22 protein-coding genes are annotated in these 25549 nt (G+C 60.5%); 7 read left to right on the forward strand and 15 right to left on the reverse strand.

What is annotated here, in order from left to right; genetic code table 11:
* Positions 1–6: 6 nt before the first annotated feature.
* Positions 7–1389, forward strand: coding sequence for a cysteine--tRNA ligase (gene cysS, locus Q8X48_RS16380; protein ID WP_046037823.1), 1383 nt, complete (start codon positions 7–9; stop codon positions 1387–1389).
* A gap of 366 nt (positions 1390–1755) precedes the next feature.
* On the opposite strand, the gene Q8X48_RS16385 is transcribed toward cysS, so the two are convergent.
* Positions 1756–3588: a sigma-54-dependent Fis family transcriptional regulator gene (locus Q8X48_RS16385; RefSeq protein WP_407801168.1), complete on the reverse strand. Its 1833-nt coding sequence runs from the start codon at positions 3586–3588 to the stop codon at positions 1756–1758.
* A gap of 373 nt (positions 3589–3961) precedes the next feature.
* On the opposite strand from Q8X48_RS16385, the gene Q8X48_RS16390 reads away from it, so the two are divergent.
* From Q8X48_RS16390 to Q8X48_RS16415, 6 genes are read left to right on the forward strand one after another with little or no spacing between them, the layout of a single operon-like run.
* Positions 3962–5056, forward strand: a complete 1095-nt coding sequence (locus tag Q8X48_RS16390) for an ABC transporter ATP-binding protein (RefSeq protein WP_015094365.1) — start codon at positions 3962–3964, stop codon at positions 5054–5056.
* Complete coding sequence (locus Q8X48_RS16395; RefSeq protein WP_126046387.1) at positions 5056–6171, forward strand: ABC transporter ATP-binding protein; 1116 nt, start codon at positions 5056–5058, stop codon at positions 6169–6171. The genes Q8X48_RS16390 and Q8X48_RS16395 overlap by 1 nt, the downstream gene beginning before the upstream one ends.
* Complete coding sequence (locus tag Q8X48_RS16400; protein ID WP_407801169.1) at positions 6168–7034, forward strand: carbohydrate ABC transporter permease; 867 nt, start codon at positions 6168–6170, stop codon at positions 7032–7034. Before Q8X48_RS16395 ends, Q8X48_RS16400 begins: the two co-directional genes overlap by 4 nt.
* Positions 7035–7044: 10 nt before the next feature.
* Positions 7045–7845: a carbohydrate ABC transporter permease gene (locus Q8X48_RS16405; protein WP_007970460.1), complete on the forward strand. Its 801-nt coding sequence runs from the start codon at positions 7045–7047 to the stop codon at positions 7843–7845.
* Between the two features lie 10 nt (positions 7846–7855).
* Positions 7856–8128 carry a DUF2160 domain-containing protein gene (locus Q8X48_RS16410; protein WP_015094367.1) on the forward strand — a complete coding sequence of 91 codons (273 nt, stop codon included), beginning with the start codon at positions 7856–7858 and terminating at the stop codon, positions 8126–8128.
* Positions 8129–8174: 46 nt separating this feature from the next.
* On the forward strand, positions 8175–9917 hold the full coding sequence (locus Q8X48_RS16415; RefSeq protein WP_407801170.1) for an ABC transporter substrate-binding protein: 1743 nt from the start codon (positions 8175–8177) through the stop codon (positions 9915–9917).
* A gap of 112 nt (positions 9918–10029) precedes the next feature.
* On the opposite strand, the gene Q8X48_RS16420 is transcribed toward Q8X48_RS16415, so the two are convergent.
* The 14 genes from Q8X48_RS16420 to Q8X48_RS16485 form a co-directional block, all read right to left on the reverse strand.
* Entirely contained in the window at positions 10030–10407 is a 378-nt protein-coding gene (locus Q8X48_RS16420) for a type II toxin-antitoxin system VapC family toxin (protein ID WP_126046385.1), read from the reverse strand.
* Positions 10404–10739 (reverse strand): type II toxin-antitoxin system Phd/YefM family antitoxin, encoded by a 336-nt coding sequence (locus tag Q8X48_RS16425; RefSeq protein WP_371918110.1) that lies wholly within the window; start codon positions 10737–10739, stop codon positions 10404–10406. Before Q8X48_RS16425 ends, Q8X48_RS16420 begins: the two co-directional genes overlap by 4 nt.
* A 293-nt stretch (positions 10740–11032) precedes the next feature.
* On the reverse strand, positions 11033–12496 hold the full coding sequence (nuoN, locus tag Q8X48_RS16430) for an NADH-quinone oxidoreductase subunit NuoN (RefSeq protein ID WP_015094370.1): 1464 nt from the start codon (positions 12494–12496) through the stop codon (positions 11033–11035).
* 7 nt (positions 12497–12503) lie between these two features.
* Complete coding sequence (nuoM, locus tag Q8X48_RS16435; RefSeq protein WP_015094371.1) at positions 12504–14036, reverse strand: NADH-quinone oxidoreductase subunit M; 1533 nt, start codon at positions 14034–14036, stop codon at positions 12504–12506.
* Between the two features lie 39 nt (positions 14037–14075).
* Positions 14076–15929 carry an NADH-quinone oxidoreductase subunit L gene (gene nuoL, locus Q8X48_RS16440; protein WP_015094372.1) on the reverse strand — a complete coding sequence of 618 codons (1854 nt, stop codon included), beginning with the start codon at positions 15927–15929 and terminating at the stop codon, positions 14076–14078.
* The gene (gene nuoK / locus Q8X48_RS16445) at positions 15926–16234 is read right to left on the reverse strand and encodes an NADH-quinone oxidoreductase subunit NuoK (RefSeq protein WP_007946416.1); all 309 of its coding nucleotides are present in this window, start codon (positions 16232–16234) and stop codon (positions 15926–15928) included. Before nuoK ends, nuoL begins: the two co-directional genes overlap by 4 nt.
* Positions 16235–16236: 2 nt before the next feature.
* Positions 16237–16740 (reverse strand): NADH-quinone oxidoreductase subunit J, encoded by a 504-nt coding sequence (gene nuoJ / locus Q8X48_RS16450; protein WP_015094373.1) that lies wholly within the window; start codon positions 16738–16740, stop codon positions 16237–16239.
* A 9-nt stretch (positions 16741–16749) separates the two neighbouring features.
* Positions 16750–17295: an NADH-quinone oxidoreductase subunit NuoI gene (gene nuoI, locus Q8X48_RS16455; protein WP_015094374.1), complete on the reverse strand. Its 546-nt coding sequence runs from the start codon at positions 17293–17295 to the stop codon at positions 16750–16752.
* 12 nt (positions 17296–17307) lie between these two features.
* A complete protein-coding gene (nuoH, locus tag Q8X48_RS16460) occupies positions 17308–18315 on the reverse strand; it encodes an NADH-quinone oxidoreductase subunit NuoH (protein ID WP_095966504.1) in 1008 nt (335 codons plus the stop codon).
* Positions 18312–21026, reverse strand: coding sequence for an NADH-quinone oxidoreductase subunit NuoG (nuoG, locus tag Q8X48_RS16465; RefSeq protein ID WP_407801171.1), 2715 nt, complete (start codon positions 21024–21026; stop codon positions 18312–18314). The genes nuoH and nuoG overlap by 4 nt, the downstream gene beginning before the upstream one ends.
* A gap of 136 nt (positions 21027–21162) precedes the next feature.
* Positions 21163–22518, reverse strand: coding sequence for an NADH-quinone oxidoreductase subunit NuoF (nuoF, locus tag Q8X48_RS16470; RefSeq protein WP_095966502.1), 1356 nt, complete (start codon positions 22516–22518; stop codon positions 21163–21165).
* Positions 22515–23012, reverse strand: coding sequence for an NADH-quinone oxidoreductase subunit NuoE (gene nuoE, locus Q8X48_RS16475; protein ID WP_007970445.1), 498 nt, complete (start codon positions 23010–23012; stop codon positions 22515–22517). Before nuoE ends, nuoF begins: the two co-directional genes overlap by 4 nt.
* A gap of 2 nt (positions 23013–23014) precedes the next feature.
* Positions 23015–24799, reverse strand: a complete 1785-nt coding sequence (gene nuoC, locus Q8X48_RS16480) for an NADH-quinone oxidoreductase subunit C/D (RefSeq protein ID WP_007981273.1) — start codon at positions 24797–24799, stop codon at positions 23015–23017.
* Between the two features lie 72 nt (positions 24800–24871).
* The gene (locus Q8X48_RS16485; protein ID WP_007970441.1) at positions 24872–25546 is read right to left on the reverse strand and encodes a NuoB/complex I 20 kDa subunit family protein; all 675 of its coding nucleotides are present in this window, start codon (positions 25544–25546) and stop codon (positions 24872–24874) included.
* Positions 25547–25549 lie beyond the last annotated feature (3 nt).

Here is a 25549-nt window from a genome sequence, read left to right on the forward strand (position 1 = left end):
AATAACGTGCTTACGATCTACAACACGCTCACCAAGAGCAAAGAAGTCTTCAAGCCGCTCGATGGCAACAAGGTGCGCATGTACGTGTGCGGCATGACCGTGTACGACTACTGCCACCTGGGCCACGGCCGCAGCATGGTTGCGTTCGACCTGGTGACCCGCTGGTTGCGCTTTAGCGGTTACGACCTGACCTATGTGCGCAACATCACCGACATCGACGACAAGATCATCAATCGGGCCCGCGAGAACGGCGAGTCGTTCGAAGCCTTGACCGAGCGCATGATCGCGGCGATGCACGAAGACGAAGCGCGCCTGAACATCAAGAAGCCGGACATGGAGCCGCGTGCCACCGATCACATTCCGGGCATGCACGCGATGATCCAGACCCTGATCGACAAGGGTTATGCCTACGCCCCGGGCAATGGCGACGTGTACTACCGCGTCGGCAAGTTCATGGGCTACGGCAAGCTGTCGCGCAAGAAGATCGAAGACCTGCGCATCGGCGCGCGCATCGAAGTCGACGAGTCCAAGCAGGACCCGCTGGACTTCGTGCTGTGGAAAGCGGCCAAGCCGGGCGAACCGAGCTGGGAATCGCCGTGGGGCGCCGGGCGTCCGGGCTGGCACATCGAATGCTCGGTGATGTCGACCTGCTGCCTCGGTGAGACTTTCGACATTCATGGCGGCGGCAGCGACCTTGAGTTCCCGCACCACGAAAACGAAATCGCCCAGAGCGAAGCGGCCACCGGCAAGACCTACGCCAACGCGTGGATGCATTGCGGCATGATCCGTATCAATGGCGAGAAGATGTCCAAGTCCTTGAACAACTTCTTCACCATTCGCGACGTGCTCGACAAGTACCACCCGGAAGTCGTGCGTTACTTGCTGGTGTCGAGCCACTACCGCAGCGCCATCAACTACTCGGAAGACAACCTCAAGGACGCCAAGGGCGCCCTGGAGCGTTTCTACCACGCGTTGAAAGGCCTGCCGAACGTGGCGCCGGCCGGCGGCGAAGCCTTCGTCGAGCGTTTCACCCAGGTGATGAACGACGACTTCGGCACGCCGGAAGCCTGCGCGGTGCTGTTCGAGATGGTCCGCGAGATCAACCGTCTGCGCGAGAGCGATCTCAATGCAGCGGCCGGCCTGGCGGCGCGTCTGAAAGAACTGGCCAGCGTGCTGGGTGTGTTGCAACTCGAAGCTGATGACTTCCTGCAGGCCGGTGCCGAAGGGCGCGTGGATGCAGCCGAAGTCGAGGCGTTGATTGCTGCTCGCCTGGCGGCACGTGCCGGCAAGGACTGGGCCGAATCCGACCGCATCCGCGACCAGCTCACCGCCATGGGCGTGGTGCTGGAAGACGGCAAGGGCGGCACGACCTGGCGTCTGGCTGACTGATTGCCTGATCCGCTATAAAGCAAAACCCGCCTTGTGCGTAATGCTGTTCAGTTAAGGATTTTGTAGGAGCGAGCTTGCTCGCGATGGACTCAAGAGCGCCGCGTTTAGTCAGTAAACACGCGGTATCGTTAACGACCATCGCGAGCAAGCTCGCTCCTACAGTGGATCATTCTCACTTAACTGAACAGCATTACGCCTTTTGCGAGTTTTTGTTTAAGGGGGTGGCAGTTCATTTTGAAGTGACAGGGCTGACGCTTTCGCGGGCAAGCCCGCTCCCACAGGTTCAGCGGGCAGCACAGATTTTGTGTACGACACGGACAATGTGGGAGCGGGCTTGCTCGCGAAGAGGCCCATTCGGTCAACTTGTCATTCAGCCTGGCGCAACCGCTTGTAGAGGGTATTGCGACTAACCCCCAACCGCCGCGCCAGATACGAAATATTCCCCCCGACCGCCTGCAACTGCCGATTCAGTGCTTCCACATCATTCAAGTCGATGCCTAGCGGCTCCGGCGTCTCCACCGGTTCCATCTCCAGGTCGACAAAAAAATCATCCGGCAAGTGCTCAGCCCGCACCGGCTGTTCCTCGGCCATGGCCAGGGCCACCTGGATCACGCTGCTGACCTGGCGCAAGTTGCCCGGCCACGGGTGGCGGCTGAATAACGCCATCACTTCCTGACTCAAACCGGCCCATTGCGTCGGTTCGCGGTGCTGCTCCCACAGGCGTTTGAACAGTGCCTCCTTATCGCTGCGCTCACGCAGGGGCGGCAGTTCCAGGGTCAGGCCGCCGATGCGGTAGTACAAGTCTTCACGAAACCGCCCCAGTTGTACTTGTTCGCGCAGCGAGCGATTGGTCGCTGAAATGATGCGCAAGTCCACAGGGAACAATTCGCTGCTGCCCACCGGCTGTACGCAACGTTCCTGCAACACCCGCAACAGTCGCGCCTGTGTCGGCAGCGGCATGTCACCGATTTCGTCGAGAAACAGCGTGCCTTTGTCAGCCTTGCGGATCAGCCCGATGCTGCCTTTCTGGTTGGCACCAGTGAATGCGCCTTTCTCGTAGCCGAATAGCTCGGATTCCACCAGTTCGGCGGGAATCGCCGCACAGTTGACGGCGATGAGTGCTTGTTTGCTGCGTGAGCTGGCGTGGTGCAGGGCTTTGACGAACACTTCCTTGCCGACCCCGGTTTCACCATGGATCAGCAGTGGAATGTCTTTTTCCAGCAAGCGTTCGGCCTGGCGCACGGCTTTTTCCACGCGGCTGTCGCCGAAATGCAGGGTGTTGAGGCTGATGGCCGCGGGTGTAGCTACAACCGGCTCGGTGAACACTCGGGGTTGAATGGATGCCTGTTTCGGCCGCTTCAGCAGGCACTGGAAGCGGTTGCGTCCGGAGGTTTGCAAGGCGAAGGGCAGGCCTTCGGGCTGATTGAGCAGTTCCAGCAACGAGACCTTGAACAGGCTCTCGACACTGACCCGCGACAGGCTGATGCCCAGCAGATTGTCGGCCCGACGGTTGGCCGACAGCACCTGGCCGCTTTCATCGAAAATCAGCAAGCCGGCCCATTGGCTGTCGAGGTTGTTCAGCCCGGTATTGAACGTCAACTGGAAATGCTGGCCATGGAACAGGTTGAGGATCAGCCGGTTTTCCACGGTCTGGCTCATCATCTTGACCATGCCCAGGGTGTGCGATGGCGGCAGGTAGCTGTCGCTGGACACGTCCAGCACCGCGATTACCTTGCGCTCGGCATCGAAAATCGGCGCGGCGGAACCGGTCATGAAGCGGTTGGCCTTGAGAAAATGTTCATCGTGCTCGATGTGCACGGCTTGCTCACAGGCCAGGGCGGTGCCAATGGCGTTGGTGCCGGTGCAACGTTCCATCCAGCTGGCGCCGGCGCTGAAACCCCGGGCCAGTTTCGGCTCGATAAAGCGCTGGGTGCCCCACGACGTGAGCACCTGGCCCTGATGGTCGGCGAGCATGATCAGGCAATTGGAATTGCTCAAGATGTTCTCGTAGTAGGGCAGCACTTCCTGATGGGTGGTTTGTACCAGTGAATGCTGGCTCTCCAGCAATTGCGCGATGCCCGCGGCCGGCAATTGATCGAATGCCGGCGCGCTCTGATGACTGAGGCCGAACGCGCGGCAACGCGACCAGGAGTCCTGGATGATGGCGTCGTGGGACAGCGGCAGGGCAGGTGCGGCCATGGCAGTCGATCTCTGAACAAGACTTTATTGTTTTTATGGGATAGCGCCGATCCCTGTAGGAGCGAGCTTGCTCGCGATGCACGTGAGAGCGCCGCATTTACTCAGGCAGCCCTCGTCAACGTTAACGTCCATCGCGAGCAAGCTCGCTCCTACAGGGGCCGTGAACAGTCCGTAGAGTGTTGTTCACTATTGTTCACTGTCAATGGGTGAACTGTTCAATTGTTCATTTCAGATTGTTCATTTGTGTTCAGCAACGAACGTAGACGGGCTGTGGTTTTCACTCATTTCTAGCTGAATCAATGGCTTGGGATTGTTGGCACGGATGTCGCTTTATCGCTTCGGTCGCTTGACTCCAATAATAAAAGGCCGAGCCATGTCACTCACCCTGGAGCACGTCAGCCGCACCGTCGAGGGCCAGACCTGGATCGACGATGCCAACCTGAGTTTTGAACCCGGTTCCTTCAACGTTTTGCTGGGTCGCACCCTGTCCGGCAAAACCAGCCTGATGCGCCTGATGGCCGGTCTGGACAAGCCCGACAGCGGCCGCATCCTGATGAACGGCGTCGACGTTACCCAACGGCCGGTGCGCTTGCGCAATGTGTCGATGGTTTATCAGCAATTCATCAATTACCCGACCATGACGGTGTTCGACAACATCGCCTCGCCGCTGCGCCAGGCCGGTGTATCCAGCGAGCTGATCCAGAGCAAGGTGCTGGAAACCGCGAAGATGCTGCGCATCGAAAAATTTCTGAAGCGTTATCCGCTGGAGCTTTCCGGTGGCCAGCAACAACGCACGGCCATGGCCCGGGCGCTGGTCAAGGATGCCGAGTTGATCCTGTTCGACGAGCCGCTGGTCAACCTCGACTACAAGTTGCGCGAGGAACTGCGCCAGGAAATGCGCGAGCTGTTCAAGGCGCGCCATACCATCGCAATCTATGCCACCACCGAACCCAACGAGGCCCTGGCCCTGGGCGGCACCACCACCATTCTTCACGAAGGGCGGGTGATCCAGAGCGGCCAGTCGTCTTCGGTCTATCACCAGCCGCAAACCGTGCTGGCGGCGGAGCTGTTCTCCGAGCCGCCGATCAACCTGATGCCGGGGCGCATTGCCGGCAACGAAGTGAGTTTCGCCAACTTCGTGCACTTTCCGCTGAACGTCGATTTGCGCCCGGTGGGCGAGGGCGAGTTCCGTTTCGGCGTGCGACCCAGCCATATCTCGCTGGTGCCGAGCAATGACGATGACCTCGAACTGGCGGTGACCGTCGAGGTGGCCGAGATCAGCGGCTCGGAAACCTTCCTGCACGTGCGCAACGAGCATTTCCTGCTGGTGCTGCACCTGCCGGGAGTTCACGAATACGACGTCGATGCGCCCATCCGTATCTACATCCCGACCCATAAACTGTTTGTGTTCGATACGCAGGGCCGGCTGGTGCAGGCGCCGGGCCAGCGTGTCGCGAGGGTAGCCTGATGGCCGAAATCCGTTTGCAGAACCTCGCCCACAGCTACACCAAAACCCCGGTGGGACCTGAGGACTACGCGATCCGCGAGATGGACCACATCTGGGAGCAGGGCGGCGCCTATGCGTTGCTCGGTCCGTCGGGCTGTGGCAAATCAACTTTGCTCAACATCATTTCCGGGCTGCTCAGTCCGTCCCAGGGGCATGTGCTGTTCGATGGCAAAGCGGTCAACGACCTGACGCCGGAGAAGCGCAACATTGCTCAGGTTTTCCAGTTCCCGGTGGTCTACGACACCATGACGGTGTTCGACAACCTGGCCTTCCCCCTGCGCAACCAGGGCATGGCCGAGGCAAGCATTCATGCCAAGGTGCAGGAAATCGCCGAAGTCCTCGACCTGCAGAACCTGCTGAGCAAAAAGGCGCGCAACCTCACCGCCGACGAAAAACAGAAAGTCTCCATGGGCCGCGGGCTGGTGCGCGACGATGTGTCGGCGATCCTGTTCGATGAACCGCTGACGGTGATCGACCCGCACCTGAAGTGGAAGCTGCGACGCAAGCTCAAGCAGATCCACGAGCAGTTCAACATCACCATGGTCTACGTCACCCACGATCAGCTGGAGGCCTCGACCTTCGCCGACAAGATTGCGGTGATGTACGGCGGGCAGATCGTGCAATTCGGCACACCACGGGAATTGTTCGAGCGCCCGAGCCACACCTTTGTCGGCTACTTCATCGGCAGCCCGGGGATGAACCTGATCGAGGTGCAGCCGCAACCGGGTGGCGTCGGGTTCGCTTCGACCCACCTGCCCCTGTCCGAGACCATGCAGCAACGCATCGCTGCATCCGAATGGAAAACCCTGAAGGTCGGCATTCGCCCGGAGTTCGTCCATGTGTGGGACGAAGCCTTTGATGACGCGCTGCGGGCACAGGTCGTACACGTCGAGGACCTGGGCACTTACAAGATCATGACCCTCAACCTCGACGGCGCGACCCTGAAGGTGCGCCTGGCTGAAGACAAACCGGTGCCGCAAGGCACGGCCTACATCAGTTTTCCGGCGCAGTGGTTGATGGTGTACGCCGATGATTTCCTGCTCGAAGCCCATGCCAACCAAGAGGCGCAGCCATGAACAAGGTGCAGAACAACAAGGCCTGGTGGCTGGTGTTGCCGGTGTTCCTGCTGGTGGCGTTCAGTGCGGTGATCCCGATGATGACTGTGGTCAACTATTCGGTGCAGGACATTTTCGACCAGTCCAGCCGCTATTTCGTCGGTGCCGACTGGTACAGGCAGGTACTGCTCGACCCTCGGCTGCACGACTCGCTGCTGCGCCAGTTCATCTATTCCGCCTGCGTGCTGCTGATCGAAATTCCGCTGGGCATCGCCATCGCCCTGACCATGCCGACCAAGGGCCGCTGGTCTTCGGTGGTGCTGATCGTGCTGGCGATCCCGCTACTGATCCCGTGGAACGTGGTCGGCACCATCTGGCAGATCTTCGGCCGCGCCGACATCGGCTTGCTGGGGGCGAGCCTCAAGGCCATGGGCATCAGCTACAACTATGCGGCGAACACGGCGGACGCCTGGGTCACCGTGCTGGTGATGGACGTCTGGCACTGGACCTCGCTGGTGGCGCTGTTGTGTTTCTCCGGGTTGCGGGCGATTCCGGATGTGTATTACCAGGCGGCGCGGATCGACCGAGCCTCGGCCTGGGCGGTGTTCCGGCACATTCAGTTGCCCAAACTCAAGAGCGTGCTGCTGATCGCCGTGATGCTGCGCTTCATGGACAGTTTCATGATCTACACCGAGCCCTTCGTGCTCACGGGCGGCGGTCCGGGCAATGCCACGACCTTCCTCAGCCAGACCCTGACGCAGATGGCCGTAGGGCAATTCGACCTGGGGCCGGCCGCAGCGTTCTCGCTGGTGTACTTCCTGATCATCCTGTTGGTGTCCTGGCTGTTCTACACCGCCATGACTCACTCTGACGCCAACCGTTGAGGCCCGCGCCATGAGCAAAAGAAAGCTTATCCCTTTGCTGCTCTACATCCTGTTCCTGCTGGTGCCGATCTACTGGCTGCTGAACATGTCCTTCAAGAGCAACAGCGAAATACTCGGCGGCCTGACGCTGTTTCCGCAGGATTTCACCCTGGCCAACTACAAGGTGATCTTCACCGACCCGAGCTGGTACACCGGCTACATCAACTCGGCGTATTACGTGAGCCTGAACACGATCATTTCCCTGACCGTGGCACTGCCGGCGGCTTATGCGTTTTCGCGTTATCGCTTCCTGGGTGACAAGCACCTGTTCTTCTGGCTGCTGACCAACCGCATGGCGCCACCGGCGGTGTTCCTGTTGCCGTTTTTCCAGCTGTATTCGTCGATCGGGTTGTTCGACACCCATATTGCCGTGGCCCTGGCTCACTGCCTGTTCAACGTGCCGCTGGCGGTGTGGATTCTCGAAGGCTTCATGTCCGGCGTACCCAAGGAAATCGACGAAACCGCCTACATTGATGGCTACAGTTTTCCCAAGTTCTTCGTGAAGATTTTCATCCCGTTGATCGGCTCCGGCATTGGTGTGACGGCGTTCTTCTGCTTCATGTTCTCCTGGGTAGAACTGCTGCTGGCACGAACCCTCACCTCGGTGAATGCCAAACCGATCGCGGCGGTGATGACGCGTACGGTTTCGGCATCCGGTATCGACTGGGGCGTACTGGCAGCGGCGGGGGTGTTGACCATCCTGCCGGGCATGCTGGTGATCTGGTTTGTTCGCAACCACGTGGCCAAGGGCTTTGCCCTGGGCCGGGTATGAGGAGCTGATGATGGAGTGGATGAGTTGGACCGCCCCCACGGCGGCGTTCTTCGGCGTTATTGCCTTGATCCTGGTGGGCATGACCACCTGGGAGTTGCGTTCGCCGAGCGTGCTTCGGCGAGGTTTGCTACCGATTGCCACCACCCGTGGCGATCGCTTGTTCATCGGTCTTCTCGGCAGCGCCTACCTGCATTTGCTGGTAATCGGCGTCACCGACTGGAGCATCTGGGTGGCGTTTGCGTTGTCCCTGGTGTGGCTGTTGGCTGTGATGCGTTGGGGCTAGTCGAATCGCTCGGCAGTGTTGCTCCGAAACTTAAACAGGAGGTCTTATGTTCGACAAAAACAATAAGCTGCGACATAGCATTTCATTGGCAGCCATGCTGGCACTCAGCGGTTTGAGCGCTTCGGCCTGGGCCGATGCCTACGAAGATGCCGCGAAAAAATGGATCGGCAGTGAGTTCAAGCCATCCACACTGACGGCCGATCAGCAGCTGGAAGAGTTGAAGTGGTTCATCAAGGCGGCGGAGCCCTTCCGCGGAATGAACATCAAGGTGGTGTCGGAAACCATCGCTACCCACGAGTACGAGTCCAAGGTGCTGGCCAAGGCCTTCACCGAGATCACCGGGATCAAGCTGACCCACGATCTGCTGCAGGAAGGCGACGTGGTAGAAAAGCTGCAGACCGTGATGCAATCGGACAAAAGCATCTATGACGGCTGGGTCAACGACTCGGACTTGATCGGTACGCACTTTCGCTACGGCAAGACCGAATCGATCACCGACCTGATGGCGAACGAAGGCAAGGACTTCACCTCGCCGACCCTCGACCTCAAGGACTTCATCGGCATTTCCTTCACCACCGCGCCGGACGGCAAGATCTACCAGTTGCCTGACCAGCAGTTCGCGAACCTGTACTGGTTCCGTGCCGACTGGTTCGAGCGCGCGGACCTAAAAGCCAAGTTCAAGGAAAAGTACGGTTACGAGCTGGGCGTACCGGTGAACTGGTCGGCCTATGAAGACATTGCCAAGTTCTTCAGCGAAGACGTCAAGGAAATCGACGGCAAGCGCGTCTACGGGCACATGGACTACGGCAAAAAGGACCCATCCCTGGGCTGGCGCTTCACCGATGCCTGGTTCTCCATGGCCGGTGGCGGCGACAAGGGCATCCCCAACGGCTTGCCGGTGGACGAGTGGGGCATTCGTGTCGAGGACTGCCACCCGGTGGGTTCCAGCGTGACCCGCGGCGGCGACACCAACGGCCCGGCGGCGGTGTTCGCCACCACCAAGTACGTCGACTGGCTGAAAAAGTACGCGCCACCGGAAGCGGCGGGCATGACCTTCTCCGAATCCGGTCCGGTGCCCTCCCAGGGCAGCATCGCGCAGCAGATTTTCTGGTACACCGCCTTCACTGCCGACATGACCAAGCCAGGCCTGGCGGTGATGAACGCCGATGGCACGCCGAAATGGCGCATGGCGCCGTCACCACGGGGACCTTACTGGGAAGAGGGCATGAAGCTGGGCTATCAGGACGTGGGGTCCTGGACCTTCATGAAGTCCACGCCTGAGAAGCAGAAACTGGCGGCCTGGCTCTATGCGCAGTTCGTGACCTCGAAAACCGTATCGCTGAAGAAAACCATCGTCGGCCTGACGCCTATCCGCGAATCGGACATCAACTCACAAGCGATGACCGACCTGGCGCCGAAACTCGGTGGCCTGGTGGAGTTCTACCGCAGCCCGGCCCGCGTGCAATGGACCCCGACCGGGACCAACGTACCTGATTATCCTCGCCTCGCGCAGTTGTGGTGGAGCCACATCGCCGAAGCGGCCAGCGGCGACAAAACCCCGCAACAGGCTCTCGACGGCCTGGCCAAGGATCAGGACGCGATCATGACCCGTCTGGAGCGTTCGAAGGCACAAGCCACCTGCGCACCGAAAATGAACCCCGAGCGCGATGCTCAGTACTGGTTCGACCAGCCGGGCGCTCCGAAACCTAAACTGGAAAACGAGAAACCTAAGGGAGAGACCGTGAGCTACAGCGAGCTGCTGAAATCGTGGGCGGATGCGCGTAAGTAACGTGGCGGGAGTGTGAAACGCGAACGGCACCGAAAGGTGCCGTTTTCATTTGTGCTTGACCTACAGTCTTCGCGAGCAAGTCCGCTCTCGCATTTGATCGGAGTTGGGCTGACTAAATCAAAATAGCCAAATCCGTGTACTTGGCCACCAATGGGTCAGACGTTAGAAGTTTCATGGGTTCAGTCATCGCGGTTGCAACAATGAGGCGGTCGAACGGATCACGATGGTGATGTTTGAGGTCTTTCACGGCAATGGCATGTTCTGAAGTCACAGGCAATTCGATGAACCCGCTTTCGAGGCAGTACTGGCGGATTTCTTCCAGATCAACATTCAGCTTTCCCAACCCGACCTTGATTGCCATTTCCCAGAATGTCGCTGCGCTGATGTATATGTCGGCAGCGCCTTCAATGAGCTTTCTGGCCTTGCCGGATAGTTTGGGGTCATCGCTCAGAGCCCAAAGCAAAACATGAGTGTCCAGCAGAACCCTCATTCGTGGGTTCCTTCAAAAGCATCCAGCATGTCGTCCGGCAGTGGTGCATCGAAGTCTTCAGCCAGAACCAGTTTGCCTTTCATCGCACCGATACGCTTCCCGTTGGTTTTTCCTACGGGAACAAGGCGGGCCAAGGCTCGACCATGCTTGGCAATCGTTATGATCTGGCCCGCCGCTGCATCATCGACGAGTTTGGACAGATTGTTTTTTGCTTCGGCCAACGGAACGATGATCATGATTTCTCTCCCATATTCTGGACAAATATAGCCAGAATTTTTCGGGGTGGCAAAGGCAAGCGAGCCATAGCTCGGTTTCGCCATTTCATTGCACATCATCACCATCGGTTCTTGTTTCATTTGAATACTCCTGTAAGCCCGTCGCTCACATTAGCGTTCGGAGCAATCGCCGGATGTCATCGATTGCTGATCGCCAGACAAATACTTTCTGAAAGGAGGGTAGGCCATGAAGATTAAAAGATCGCAGCCTGCGGCAGCTCCTACAGGCTGTACGCCTCCCCAATGTAGGAGCTGCCGCAGGCTGCGATCTTTTGACCTTGAAAACCCCAAACGCAAAAACGGCACCCGAAGGTGCCGTTTCTGTTTGTTGCCGAGAGTCGCCTAAGCGATCAACCCGCCAGACCCGATTGCTGAACCAGGTTCAGCAGCGGTTGTGGGTACAGGCCGAGGAAGAAGGCCAGTACCGCGATGGCCAGCAGCATCACGCCGCCTGCACGTTGTTCCCAGTGCAGCTGGGCATCGACGCGACGCAGGTTCGGTTCGATCAGGTACAGGGTGACCATCACACGCAGGTAGTAGAACACGCCGATGGCGCTGCCCAGTACCAGGGAACCGACCAGCCACCATTGGTGCGACTCGACACCGGTGGCGATGATGTAGAACTTGCCGATGAAGCCCGCGGTCAGCGGGATACCGGCCAGGGACAGCATCATCACGGTCAGTACGGCGGTCAGGTACGGACGGCGCCAGAACAGGCCGCGGTATTCGTACAGGGCGTCTGCGTCACGGCCTTTGTACGGCGAGGACATCAGGGTGATCACGCCGAAGGCGCCGAGGCTGGTGATCACGTAGGTGACCAGGTATACGCCGATGGCTTCCACGGCCAGGCCCTTGCTCGCCACCAGGGCGATCAGCAGGTAGCCGAAGTGGGCGATGGACGAGTAACCCAGCAGACGCTTGAGGTTGCTCTGGGTCAGTGCCAGCAGGTTACCGAACAGGATCGACGCAATGGCGATGATGGTCAGCACGTCGCTCAGCACGCCGCTGCTGGCCGCTGGAGAGATCTGGAACAGGCGCACCATCACTGCGAACACGGCCACTTTGGAAGCGGTGGCCAGGAACGCTGCGACCGGTGCCGGAGCACCCTCGTAAACGTCTGGAGTCCAGAGGTGGAAGGGCACCAGCGACAGCTTGAACGCCAGGCCGATCAGCATCATGCCCAGGCCCAGTTGTGCCAGCGAGCTTGGCAGGCCGGTAGCCGCCAGCGCCTGACCGATGCCGACGAAGCTCAGGGAGCCGGAGTCTGCGTACAGCAGGGCCATACCGAACAACAGGAACGCGGAGCCGGCAGCCGACAGCACCATGTACTTGATACCGGCTTCCAGCGAACGCTTGTTGAAGAAGGCATAGGCCACCAGACCGTAGACCGGCACCGACAGCAGTTCCAGACCGATGAACAACCCGGCCAGGTGCTGCGCGCTGACCAGCACCAGGCCACCGGCGGCGGCCATCAGGATCAGCAGGTACAGTTCTTCACGGTTGCCCGGGTAACCCGTGCCGCCATCGCCGAGGTAGGCGTGGGCGAGGGTGACACAAGCGAGGGTGGCGACCAGGATCAGTGCCATGTACAGGCAAGCGAAGCTATCGATTTGCAGCAGTGGGGTCACGGCCAATGGCGCGACCTTCAAGGCTGGCAGGATCGACAGCAACGCCAGGTTCAGACCCGCCACGGACAGCAGGAAGGTCTGGGAGTGGTTGCGGCGCCAGGCGATCGCCAGCATCACCACGATGATCGTGGCGCTGGTAATCAACAGCGGCGCTAGCGCGATAAAGTGTTGAGTCGTGAATTCCATAGCGCTCTTACCGGGCCGAAGCGAGTTGAGTGAAGGCGGTGCCGAGCCATTGCTGCACGCCATGCATCGTAGCGGCAGAGGTATCGAGGAACGGTTGTGGGTAGATGCCGATGTAGACCAGCAGCGCTGCCAGACCGACCACCATGATCATTTCGCGACCGTCCATGCCATGCAGTACCGCGTCCGACTTGGCCGGGCCGAAGAAGGCACGGTGGACCATGATCAGCGAGTAGACCGAACCGAACACCAGGCCGGACGTGGCGATGATGGTGATCCATGGGGCGATCGGGAAGGTGCCGATCAGGATCAGGAACTCACCGACGAAGTTACCGGTACCCGGCAAGCCCAGGGACGCCGCCGCGAAGAACAGGCTGAGGGCCGGCAGGTAAGCGATCTTCGACCACAGGCCACCCATTTCACGCATGTCGCGGGTGTGGGTGCGTTCGTACAGCTGGCCACTCAGGATAAAGAGTGCTGCCGCCGACAGACCGTGGGCCAGCATCTGCATCACCGCGCCCTGCAGTGCCAGTTGGCTGCCGGAGTAGATGCCGATCAGTACGAAGCCCATGTGGGAAACGGACGAGAAGGCGATCAGACGCTTGATGTCGGTTTGCGCGAACGCCAGGAACGCACCGTAGAAGATCCCGATCAGACCCAGGGTCATGGCGATCGGCGCGAACTCGGCCGAGGCATTCGGGAACAGCGGCAGGGCGAAACGCAGCAGGCCGTAGGCAGCGGTTTTCAGCAAGATACCGGCGAGGTCGACGGAACCTGCAGTCGGCGCCTGGGCGTGAGCGTCAGGCAGCCAGGAGTGGAACGGCACCACGGGCAGCTTGACCGCAAAGGCGATGAAGAAGCCGAGCATCAGGATGTACTCGGTGGTCATCGACATCTTGGTCTTCAACAGGTCGGCGTAGTTGAAGGTAATCACGCCGGTGTCGTTGAAGTTGACCAGTACCAGACCCAGGATCGCCACCAGCATGATCAGGCCGGAAGCCTGAGTGAAGATGAAGAACTTGGTCGCCGCGTAGATCCGGGTTTTCTTGCCGTCCGAAGAACTGTGACCCCAGAGCGCGATGAGGAAGTACATCGGCACCAGCATCATTTCCCAGAAGAAGAAGAACATGAACAGGTCGAGGGCGAGGAACACGCCGACGACACCGCCCAGGATCCACATCAGGTTCAGGTGGAAGAAGCCAACGTGACGCTGGATCTCTTTCCACGAGCAGAGTACGGAGAGGACACCCAGCAGGCCGGTCAGCATGATCATCAACAGCGACAGGCCGTCGAGGGCCAGGTGCACATTGATACCGAAGCGCTGGATCCAGACGTGCTTGAACTCAAGCGCCCAGGTCGGATCGGCACCCGGTGCCGGAGCGAATGAATAGTCACCGTTGGCCCACAGCCAGAGGCCGAGGGAGAGCAGCAGGGACATGGTGATCAGCGCAATCCAGCGGGGGAGGGTGGCGCCGAAGCGCTCACCCATCCAGCACAGCAGGCCGCCGATGAAGGGGATCAGGATTAGCCAAGGCAGAATCATGACGGGTTCGTTTCCTTTCGCAAATTCGCAAGGTTCATATCAGACCGCTACCAGCACGACGGCGCCGATGACCAGCACGGCACCCGCAGCCATCGAGGCGGCATACCAACGCAGTTGACCGGTCTCGGTACGGCTCAGGGCGGTGTGACCGCCTTTGGCCATGCGCGGGATCAGACCGATGGTCTGGTCGAGCGGGTCTTTGCGCAGGATGTGGCTGATCGCCAGGTAAGGCTTGACGAACAGTTTGTCGTAGATCCAGTCGAAGCCCCAGGCAGCGAACCACCAGGCCGAAAGGACACGGCCGATGCCGCTGTTGGCGATGGCCGTCACGAAACGACGCTTGCCGAGGAACAGCAGCGCGGCCAGCAGGATACCGGCCAGGGCGATGGCGCCCGAAGCGATTTCCAGGCTGTGCTTGGCTTCGCCGCCGGCATGGCCGACGCTCTCAGGCAGTACGCCGTGCAGCGGTGGAACGATCATCGCGCCGATGGCGGTGGACAATACGATCAGCACCGACAGTGGCAGCCAGTGGGCAATGCCGTGACCGGCGTGCGCTTCGGTCTTCGCTTCACCGTGGAACGCGATGAAGATCAGGCGGAAGGTGTACAGCGAAGTCATGAACGCACCGACCAGACCTGCATACAGCAGACCTTCGTTACCGCTGGCAAATGCTTCCCAGAGTATTTCGTCCTTGGAGTAGAAGCCCGCGGTTACCAGTGGCAGGGCCGCCAGGGCCGCGCCACCGACGATGAAGCTGGCGTAGGCCAGTGGCAGTTTCTTCCACAGGCCGCCCATCTTGAAGATGTCCTGCTCGTGGTGGCAGGCAACGATCACCGCACCGGATGCAAGGAACAGCAGGGCCTTGAAGAAGGCGTGGGTCATCAGGTGGAAGATCGCGCCATCCCAGGCACCGACGCCCAGGGCCAGGAACATGTAGCCGATCTGGCTCATGGTCGAGTAGGCGAGGATACGCTTGATGTCGGTCTGAACCAGGGCTGCAAAACCGGCGAGTACCAGCGTCACACCGCCGACCAGGCCAACCAGATGCAGGATTTCCGGCGCCAGGGTGAACAGGCCGTGGGTACGGGCGATCAGGTAGACACCGGCGGTCACCATGGTTGCGGCGTGGATCAGTGCCGAAACCGGAGTAGGACCGGCCATCGCGTCCGCCAGCCAGGTTTGCAGTGGCAGTTGCGCGGATTTACCGACAGCGCCGCCCAGCAGCATCAGGGTGGCCATGACCATCCAGAAGTCGCCGGCCTGGAATTTCTGCGGTGCCAGCACCAGCAGTTCCTGGACGTTCAGCGTGCCCAGTTGGGCAAACAGAATGAACAGGCCGATGGCCATGAACACGTCACCGATGCGGGTCACGATGAAGGCCTTGAGTGCGGCGTTACCGTTGTTGCGGTTGCTGTAGTAGAAACCGATCAACAGGTACGAGCACAGGCCCACGCCTTCCCAGCCGAAGTACAGGAACAACAGATTATCGCCCAACACGAGGAACAGCATGCTGGCGATGAACAGGTTGGTGTAGGCGAAGAAACGCGAGTAGCCGGCTTCACCGCGCATGTACCAGGACGCGAACAGGTGGATCAGGAAGCCGACGCCGACGACCACACCGAGCATGGTCACGGACAGGCCGTCCAGGTACAGGGCGAAGTTAGGGGTGAAGCCTTCCACCGCCATCCACTGCCACAACACCTGGGTGTAGTGGCCGCCTTCCGGCGGGGCGACGTTGAATTGCCAGATCACGTAGGCGGTAACGATCGCCGACAGACCGATGGAGCCGACGCCAATCAGCGCGGCCAGGTTTTCCGAGATGCGTCCACGGGAGAACGACAGCAGCAGGAAACCGATGAGAGGGAATACGAAAGTCAGATAGAGAAGGTTCATCCGCGCATCTCACTGGCAGCGTCGATATCGAGCGTGTGGAAGCGGCGATACAGTTGCAGCAGGATCGCCAGGCCAATACTGGCCTCGGCGGCTGCCAGGCTGATCACCAGGATGAACATGATCTGTCCATCCGGCTGCGCCCAGCGGCTACCGGCAACGATGAACGCCAAAGCGGAGGCATTCATCATGACCTCCAGGCTCATCAGCACGAAAAGGATGTTGCGGCGGACCATCAGGCCGACCAGGCCGAGGCAGAACAGGATGCCGGCGACCGCCAGACCATGCTCCATGGGGATAGCAGGCATCGTCATTGCTCCTTGGCTTCGTTGCGGCCCAAGTGGAACGCCGTGACGGCTGCGGCGAGCAGCAGCATCGAGGCGAGTTCAACCACCAGCAGGTAAGGACCGAACAGGCTGATGCCCACGGCCTTGGCGTCTACGGTGGTGTGGCCGATGGCTTCACCGGTCTGATGGGAGAACAGCACGTACAGCAGTTCCACCAGCAGCAGCGTGGCGAGGAGGACCGGGCCGCCCCAGATGCCGGGCTTGAGCCAGGCGCGCTCTTGCTGAACCGAGGCCGGGCCCAGGTTCAGCATCATCACCACGAACACGAACAGCACCATGATGGCGCCAGCGTAGGCGATCACTTCCAGGACACCGGCAAACGGTGCGCCGAGGGCGAAGAACGTCATGGCCACGGCGATCAGCGAAATGATCAGGTAGAGCAGGGCGTGCACGGGGTTGGTGTGGGTGATCACGCGAAGCGTGGACACCACAGCGATACCCGATGCGAAATAGAAAGCGAATTCCATCTTTCTTCCTTAAGGCAGCAAGCTCTTCACGTTGATCGGCTGGGCTTCGTTCTGCGCGGAGCCTTTCGGCTTCCCGGCAATCGCCATACCTGCAACACGATAGAAGTTGTAATCAGGGTTTTTGCCGGGGCCGGAGATCAGCAGATCTTCTTTCTCGTAGACCAGGTCCTGACGTTTGAACTCGGCCATCTCGAAATCCGGTGTCAGCTGGATCGCGGTGGTCGGGCAGGCTTCCTCGCAGAGGCCACAGAAAATGCAGCGCGAGAAGTTGATGCGGAAGAAGTCCGGGTACCAGCGACCGTCTTCGGTTTCAGCTTTCTGCAGCGAGATGCAACCGACCGGGCAGGCCACGGCGCACAGGTTGCAGGCTACGCAACGCTCTTCGCCGTCGGGGTCGCGGGTCAGGACGATACGTCCACGGTAGCGCGGCGGCAGGTAGACCGGTTCTTCCGGGTACTGCAGCGTGTCGCGCTTGCGGAAGGCGTGGCCGAAAATCATCACCAGGCTGCGAAGCTGGGTGTAGAAGCCATGCACGATGTCAAATATGTACTTCATGATTCTCTATCCTCACTGAGCCGCGACGGCGGGCGTGTTGAGCAACACGATCGCAGCGGTCACCAGCATGTTGACGAGGGTCAGCGGCAGGCAGAACTTCCAGCTGAAATCCATCACTTGGTCATACCGTGGGCGCGGGATCGAAGCGCGCAGCAGGATGAAGATCATGATGAAGAACGCGGTTTTCAGTGCGAACCAGATGAACGGGATCTGCGGCAGGAGTCCGAACGGACCGTGCCAGCCACCGAAGAACAAGGTCACCAGCAGCGCCGAAATCAACACGATGCCGATGTACTCGCCGACGAAGAACATGCCCCATTTCATGCCGGCGTATTCAATGTGGTAACCGTCGGCCAGTTCCTGTTCCGCTTCCGGCTGGTCGAACGGGTGACGGTGAGTCACGGCCACGCCGGCGATGAAGAAGGTCAGGAAGCCGAAGATCTGCGGAATGATGAACCACAGGTTCTGCGCTTGATATTCAACGATGTCGCGCATGTTGAACGAGCCGACCTGGATCACGATGCCCATCAGCGACAGGCCCATGAACACTTCGTACGACACGGTTTGCGCCGAGGCACGCAAGCTGCCCAGCAGGGCGAACTTGTTGTTGCTCGACCAGCCGGCGAACAGCACCGCGTAGACCGAGAGGCCAGCCATGGCGAAGAAGAACAGGATGCCGATGTTGATGTCCGCCACGCCCCAGGTTGGGGTGATCGGGATGATCGCGAAGGCAATCAGCAGGGCGCTCATGGCCACGACCGGTGCCAGGGTGAAGATCATCTTGTCGGCGAATGGAGGCGTCCAGTCTTCCTTGAAGAACATCTTGATCATGTCGGCGGCGATCTGGAACGCGCCGAACGGGCCGACGCGGTTCGGACCGTAACGGTCCTGCCAGAGGGCGAGCAAACGACGCTCGACCCAGCTCAGCAGGGCACCGCAAACCACCACGGCGAGCAGAATCACCACGGCCTTGAGGACCGTGATGATGATGTCGATCACTTCAGGAGTGAACCAGGTCATTGAGCTGCCTCCTGCAGACCGTCAACGGATTTGCCTGCGATCGCTGGCGGAATGCCGGCGATGCCCGCAGGCAATGCCACCAGGCCTGCGCCCAGCTCTTCATTGATACGCAGCGGCAGACGCAGGGTCTGGCCGGCCACGTTCAGGCTCAGCATGGCACCGTCGTTGACGCCCAGGCGGTCGGCTTCGGACTTGGCCAGTGCAACGTAGGCCGCCGGAATGCGTTCCTGGACCGGAGCGGCTTTCGAAGAGTTTTCTTCGCTGCCGAACAGGTGGAAGAACGGCACGACCTGCCAGGTGCCTGGAGCCGGGTTGAACGCGCGCGGAACGCTGGCGAACCAGTTCAGCGAGTCACCGGTGCTTTCGATCAGGCGGGTGCCCGGGTCGCCAGCGCGGATGTGACCACCGACTTCGTCCTGGAACTTGTTCCAGGCTTGCGGCGAGTTCCAGCCCGGAGACCAGGCAAAGGGCACTTGCTGACGCGGTTCGGCCGAACCCGAGTAACCTTCCATGGAGAAGGCGAACGCGGTGTCCTTGTCCTGCGGGGTACGCGGTTCGTGCACGTTGATGTCGGCGCGCATGGCGGTACGACCGGAGTAGCGCAGCGGTTCACGGGCCAGCTTCATGCCCTTGATGCGGAACGCGGCGGACGGTGCGGCGTCGACAATGCGGTTCAGGACCGGTGTGCTGGAAGCGACAGCGGCGGTGGCGTGGTCCAGCTGGGTCCAGTCGATCGGCTGGTTCAGCAGGGTGGCGCGCAGGGCATGCAGCCAGCGCCAGCCTTCGTGAACCAGGATGCTCGCGTCCATGTACTTCGGATCGAAGACCTGGAAGAAGCGCTGAGCGCGACCTTCCTGGCTGACCAGGGTACCGTCGCCTTCAGCAAAGCTGGCGGCTGGCAGCACCAGGTGCGCGCGATCGCTGGTGGCAGTCTTCTGATGGTCGGCGACGATCAGCACTTTGGCGGCGGTCAGCGCGGCATCGACACGGGCTTTGTCGGTACGGGTGTACAGGTCGTTTTCCAGCACGACAATGGCGTCGGCCTTGCCATCGATTACGGCTTGCAGCGCAGCGTCGACCGATTCGCCACCGAGCATGGCCAGGCCGAGGCTGTTGGCCTCTGGCACGATCAGGCTGATGGAACCGTTCTTCTCGCGCAGCTTCAGGGCCTTGGCGATGTTCGCGGCCGCTTCGATCAGGGCTTTGGAGCCCAGGGAAGTACCGGCGATGATCAGTGGGCGCTTGGCCGCAAGCAGGGCGTCGGCAATGCGCTTGGCCAGCTCGAGGGCCTCAGCGTCCAGGCCTTCAACGGCCGGTGCGCTGGCGTCGAGGGCGTGGGCCACAGCGAAACCGATGCGGGCCAGGTCGTCTGGAGCGGCGTGAACGCATTCTTCGGCGATGTCGTCGAGCTTGGTTTCAGCCAGGCTGGCGATGAACAGCGGGTTCAGCGCGTGCTGGCCAATGTTCTTCACCGCGGCGTCGAGCCAAGGCTGGACGCGCATGGCGTCGGCCATGTCTTCGGCCTTGCCCTTGACCGATTGACGCAGGGACAGGGCCATGCGCGCAGCCGTCTGGGTCAGGTCTTCACCGAGGACGAACACGGCGTCGTGGTCTTCGATGTCGCGCATGTTCGGCACTGGCAGCGGGCTGTCCTTGAGCACTTGCAGGACCAGGCGGATGCGCTCCAGTTCGGCAGCTTCGATACCCGAATAGAAGTGCTCGGCGCCGACCAGTTCGCGCAACGCGTAGTTGCTTTCGAGGCTGGCGCGTGGCGAACCGATGCCGACGATGTTGCGACCGCGCAGCAGGTCGGCGGCTTTATCCAGCGCTTCGTCGAGGCTCAGCTTGGTGCCATTGGCCAGCAGCGGCTGACGCGGACGGTCTTCACGGTTGACGTAGCCATAGCCGAAACGGCCGCGGTCGCACAGGAAGTACTGGTTCACCGAACCGTTGAAACGGTTTTCGATGCGGCGCAGTTCGCCGTAACGCTCGCCCGGAGAGATGTTGCAACCGCTGGAGCAGCCATGGCAGATGCTCGGCGAGAACTGCATGTCCCACTTGCGGTTGTAGCGCTCGGAGTGAGTCTTGTCGGTGAACACACCGGTCGGGCAGACCTCGGTGAGGTTGCCGGAGAACTCGCTTTCCAGGGTGCCGTCTTCAACGCGACCGAAGTACACGTTGTCGTGGGCGCCGAATACACCCAGATCGGTGCCGCCGGCGTAGTCCTTGTAGAAGCGCACGCAGCGGTAGCAAGCGATGCAGCGGTTCATTTCGTGGGAAATGAACGGGCCCAGTTGCTGGTTCTGGTGGGTACGCTTGGTGAAACGGTAACGGCGCTCGTTGTGGCCGGTCATTACCGTCATGTCTTGCAGGTGGCAGTGACCACCTTCCTCACAGACCGGGCAGTCGTGAGGGTGGTTGGTCATCAGCCATTCAACAACACTGGCGCGGAACGCCTTGGACTCTTCATCTTCGATGGAGATCCAGGTGTTGTCGGTGGCAGGGGTCATGCAGGACATGACGATGCGACCACGGGTGTCGTTCTCGTCGGTGTACTGCTTGACCGCGCACTGGCGGCAAGCGCCAACGCTGCCCAGGGCAGGGTGCCAGCAGAAATAAGGGATATCGAGGCCTAGCGACAGACATGCCTGTAACAGGTTGTCTGCCCCATCGACTTCGAGCTCTTTGCCGTCTACGTGGATAGTGGCCATGGTTCAAAGTTCTTCGTTGGCCCGGTGTCAGCGGGCGTGGCTAATGGAATCTTGTCATTCGCGTGAATCAACACAGCCGCTTACGGCGTCATCACACGAAAAGCGAAGGGCACGGACCCTTCGCCTTTTTAAGCAGTTACGCGCCGACTACGATCGGCCTTGCCAGAGGCGGGACGGCGGCGCTGACAGGCGCGATACCGGCTTCGAACTCTGGACGGAAGTATTTGATTGCGCTGCCCAACGGCTCCACGGCGCCCGGTGCGTGAGCACAGAAGGTCTTGCCCGGGCCGAGGAAACCGACCAGGCCCAGCAGGGTCTCGATGTCGCCTGGCTGGCCTTCACCGTTCTCGATGGCCATCAGGAGCTTGACGCTCCATGGCAAGCCATCGCGGCACGGGGTGCAGAAGCCACAGGATTCGCGGGCGAAGAACTGCTCCATGTTGCGTAGCAGGGACACCATGTTGACGCTGTCGTCCACCGCCATGGCCAGGCCGGTACCCATACGGGTACCCACTTTGGCGATGCCGCCGGCGTACATTTGTGCGTCCAGGTGTTCCGGCAACAGGAAGCCGGTCCCGGCGCCGCCTGGCTGCCAGCACTTGAGCTTGTAACCGTCGCGCATGCCACCGGCGTAGTCTTCGAACAGCTCGCGGCCGGTGACGCCGAACGGCAATTCCCACAGGCCCGGGTTCTTGACCTTGCCGGAGAAGCCCATGAGCTTGGTGCCCATGTCTTCACTGCCTTCGCGGGCCAGGGATTTGTACCAGTCCACGCCGTCGGCAATGATCGCCGGCACGTTGCACAGGGTCTCGACGTTGTTCACGCAAGTCGGCTTGCCCCACACGCCCACGGCGGCAGGGAAGGGCGGCTTGGAGCGCGGGTTGGCGCGGCGGCCTTCGAGGGAGTTGATCAGTGCGGTTTCTTCACCGCAGATATAACGCCCGGCACCGGTGTGGACGAACAGCTCGAAATCGAAACCGCTGCCCAGGATGTTCTTGCCCAAAAGGCCCGCTGCCTTGGCTTCTTCCACGGCACGGTTCAGGTGCTTGGCGGCGGTGGTGTATTCGCCACGCAGGAAGATGTAGCCACGGTAGGTTTTCAGCGCGCGGGCGCTGATCAGCATGCCTTCGATCAGCAGATGGGGCAGTTGCTCCATCAGCATGCGGTCTTTCCAGGTGTTCGGCTCCATTTCATCCGCGTTGCACAGCAGGTAGCGGATGTTGATGGATTCGTCCTTGGGCATCAGGCCCCACTTCACGCCAGTGGGGAAGCCTGCTCCGCCACGACCCTTGAGGCCGGAATCTTTCACGGTCTGGACGATGTCGTCCTGGGCCATGTCGGCGAAGGCCTTGCGCGCAGCGGCGTAACCGTTCTTGGCCTGGTACTCGTCGAGCCATACGGCTTCGCCGTCGTCGCGCAGACGCCAGGTGAGCGGGTGAGTCTCGGCCGAACGCTTGATGCGGTTGGCTGGACCGAAGGAAGTCAGGGTCATACGTAGCCCTCGAGCAATTTGGCAACGCCTGCTGGCTGCACATCACCGAACGTGTCGTCGTCGATCATCAGCGCCGGCGCCTTGTCGCAGTTGCCGAGGCAGCAGACCGGCAGCAGGGTGAAACGACCGTCGGCGGTGGTCTGACCCAGGCCGATGCCGAGCTTGCTCTGGATTTCGCTGACCACGGACTCGTGGCCGCCGATGTAGCAGACCATGCTGTCGCAGACGCGAATGATGTGACGGCCGACCGGCTGACGGAAGATCTGGCTATAGAAAGTAGCCACGCCTTCAACGTCGCTGGCCGGGATGCCGAGGATCTCGCCGATGGCGTACAGGGCGCCGTCCGGCACCCAGCCACGTTCCTTCTGGACGATCTTCAGGGCTTCGATCGACGCCGCGCGCGGGTCTTCGTAGTGATGCAACTCGTGCTCGATGGCCGAGCGCTCGGTTTCGCTCAGGGCGAAACGGTCTGTCTGGATAAGCGTGCTGTTCATGCTTAGCGGTCCACGTCGGCCATAACGAAATCGATACTACCCAGGTACGCAATCAAGTCCGCGACCATGCTGCCTTTGATCACCGAAGGGATCTGTTGCAGGTGCGGGAAGCTTGGGGTACGAATCCGGGTGCGGTAGCTCATGGTGCCGCCATCGCTCGTCAGGTAATAACTGTTGATGCCCTTGGTCGCTTCGATCATCTGGAAGGATTCGTTGGCCGGCATGACCGGACCCCACGAAACCTGCAGGAAGTGCGTGATCAAGGTTTCGATGTGCTGCAGGGTGCGCTCTTTCGGCGGCGGCGTGGTCAGCGGGTGATCCGCCTTGTACGGGCCTTCCGGCATGTTGCGCAGGCACTGGTCGATGATCCTGATGCTCTGGCGCATCTCCTCGACGCGCACGATGCAGCGGTCGTAGGCATCGCCGTTGGCGGCCAGCGGCACTTCGAATTCGAAGTTCTCGTAGCCCGAGTACGGGCGCGCTTTACGCAGGTCGAAATCGCAACCGGTCGAACGCAGACCGGCACCGGTGACACCCCATTCCAGGGCCTCTTTGGTGTTGTAGTCGGCGACGCCGATGGTGCGGCCACGCAGGATGCTGTTGTCCAGGGCGGCTTTCTGGTATTCGTCCAGACGCTTGGGCATCCACTCGACGAAGTCCTTGACCAGCTTTTCCCAGCCGCGCGGCAGGTCGTGGGCGACACCACCGATGCGGTACCAGGCCGGGTGCAGGCGGAAACCGGTAATGGCTTCGATCACCGTGTAGGCGCGCTGGCGGTCGGTGAAGGTGAAGAACACCGGGGTCATGGCGCCGACGTCCTGGATGTAGGTACCCAGGAACAGCAGGTGGCTGGTGATTCGGAAGAACTCGGCCATCATGATGCGGATGACGTCGACCTTCTCCGGTACCTTGATGCCGGCCAGCTTCTCGACCGAGAGCACGTACGGCAGGTTGTTCATCACGCCGCCGAGGTAATCGATACGGTCGGTGTACGGGATGAAGCTGTGCCACGACTGACGCTCGGCCATTTTCTCGGCACCACGGTGGTGGTAACCGACGTCCGGTACGCAATCGACGATCTCTTCACCGTCCAGCTGCAGGATGATGCGGAACGCACCGTGCGCCGAAGGGTGGTTCGGGCCGAGGTTGAGGAACATGTAGTCCTCGTTCGGGCCGGAGCGTTTCATGCCCCAGTCTTCCGGCTTGAAGCGCGCGGACTCTTCTTCGAGCTGCTGCTTGGCCAGGTTCAGGGTGAACGGATCGAACTCGGTGGCGCGCGCCGGGAAGTCCTTGCGCAGCGGGTGACCTTCCCAGGTCGGCGGCATCATGATGCGCGACAGGTGCGGGTGGCCTTTGAAGTCGATGCCGAACATGTCCCAGACTTCACGCTCGTACCAGTTGGCGTTCGGCCAGATGCTGGTGACGGTCGGCAGGCTGAGGTCGCTCTCGGACAAGGCGACCTTGATCATTACGTCACTATTACGTTCGATCGACATCAAGTGGTAGAACACGGAGAAGTCGACGCCGTTCGGCAGCCCTTGACGCTTGGTGCGCAGACGCTCGTCCACGCCGTGCAGGTCATAGAGCATGACGTACGGCTTGGGCAGGTTACGCAGGAAAGTCAGGACTTCGACGAGTTTGGCGCGGGCAACCCAAAGCACCGGCATGCCGGTGCGGGTAGGCTGGGCGGTGAACGCCTCCGGGCCAAAACGGTTGTTCAGTTCGACGACCACATCCTGGTCGTCTGCCTTGTAAGGCGGGATGTACAGAGCACTGCCTGTAGTCATGGTTATTTATCGCTTTCGGTCAACGTAAAGAATGAAGCCAGGTTCTCGTTCTATATAAGAAGCAGATCTGGATCAGACTTCGTCGGGGCTGCGCAGGTTGGTTACCTGAATACGCTGTTCGCGGCGCTTTTCCTTCTCGGAAGGCATCTCGGCGCGATACACGCCTTGATCGCCAACGACCCAGGAAAGTGGGCGACGCTCCTGGCCAATCGACTCCTGCAACAGCATCAGGCCTTGCAGGAAAGCTTCAGGGCGGGGCGGGCAGCCAGGCACGTAGACGTCCACGGGCAGGAACTTGTCCACCCCTTGAACGACGGAGTAGATGTCGTACATGCCACCGGAGTTGGCGCACGAACCCATGGAGATGACCCATTTAGGCTCGAGCATTTGCTCGTAGAGACGCTGAATGATCGGCGCCATCTTGATGAAGCAGGTACCGGCGATAACCATGAAATCCGCCTGGCGCGGCGATGCCCGGATAACTTCGGCGCCAAAGCGCGCGATGTCGTGGGGCGCCGTGAAGGCGGTGGTCATTTCCACGTAGCAGCACGAAAGACCGAAGTTATACGGCCACAGGGAGTTCTTGCGCCCCCAGTTGATCGTGCCGTTGAGCACGTCTTCGAGCTTGCCCATGAAAATGTTTTTGTGGACTTGATCTTCTAACGGATCGGAAACGGTTTCCCGCTGGCCAATCGGATACTGCTCGTTAGGAGCATCGGGGTCGATCCTGGTGAGATTGTATTGCATTGC

The organism is Pseudomonas sp. QLc11A, from assembly GCF_052112305.1.
Taxonomy (GTDB): Bacteria; Pseudomonadota; Gammaproteobacteria; order Pseudomonadales; family Pseudomonadaceae; genus Aquipseudomonas; species Aquipseudomonas laurylsulfatiphila.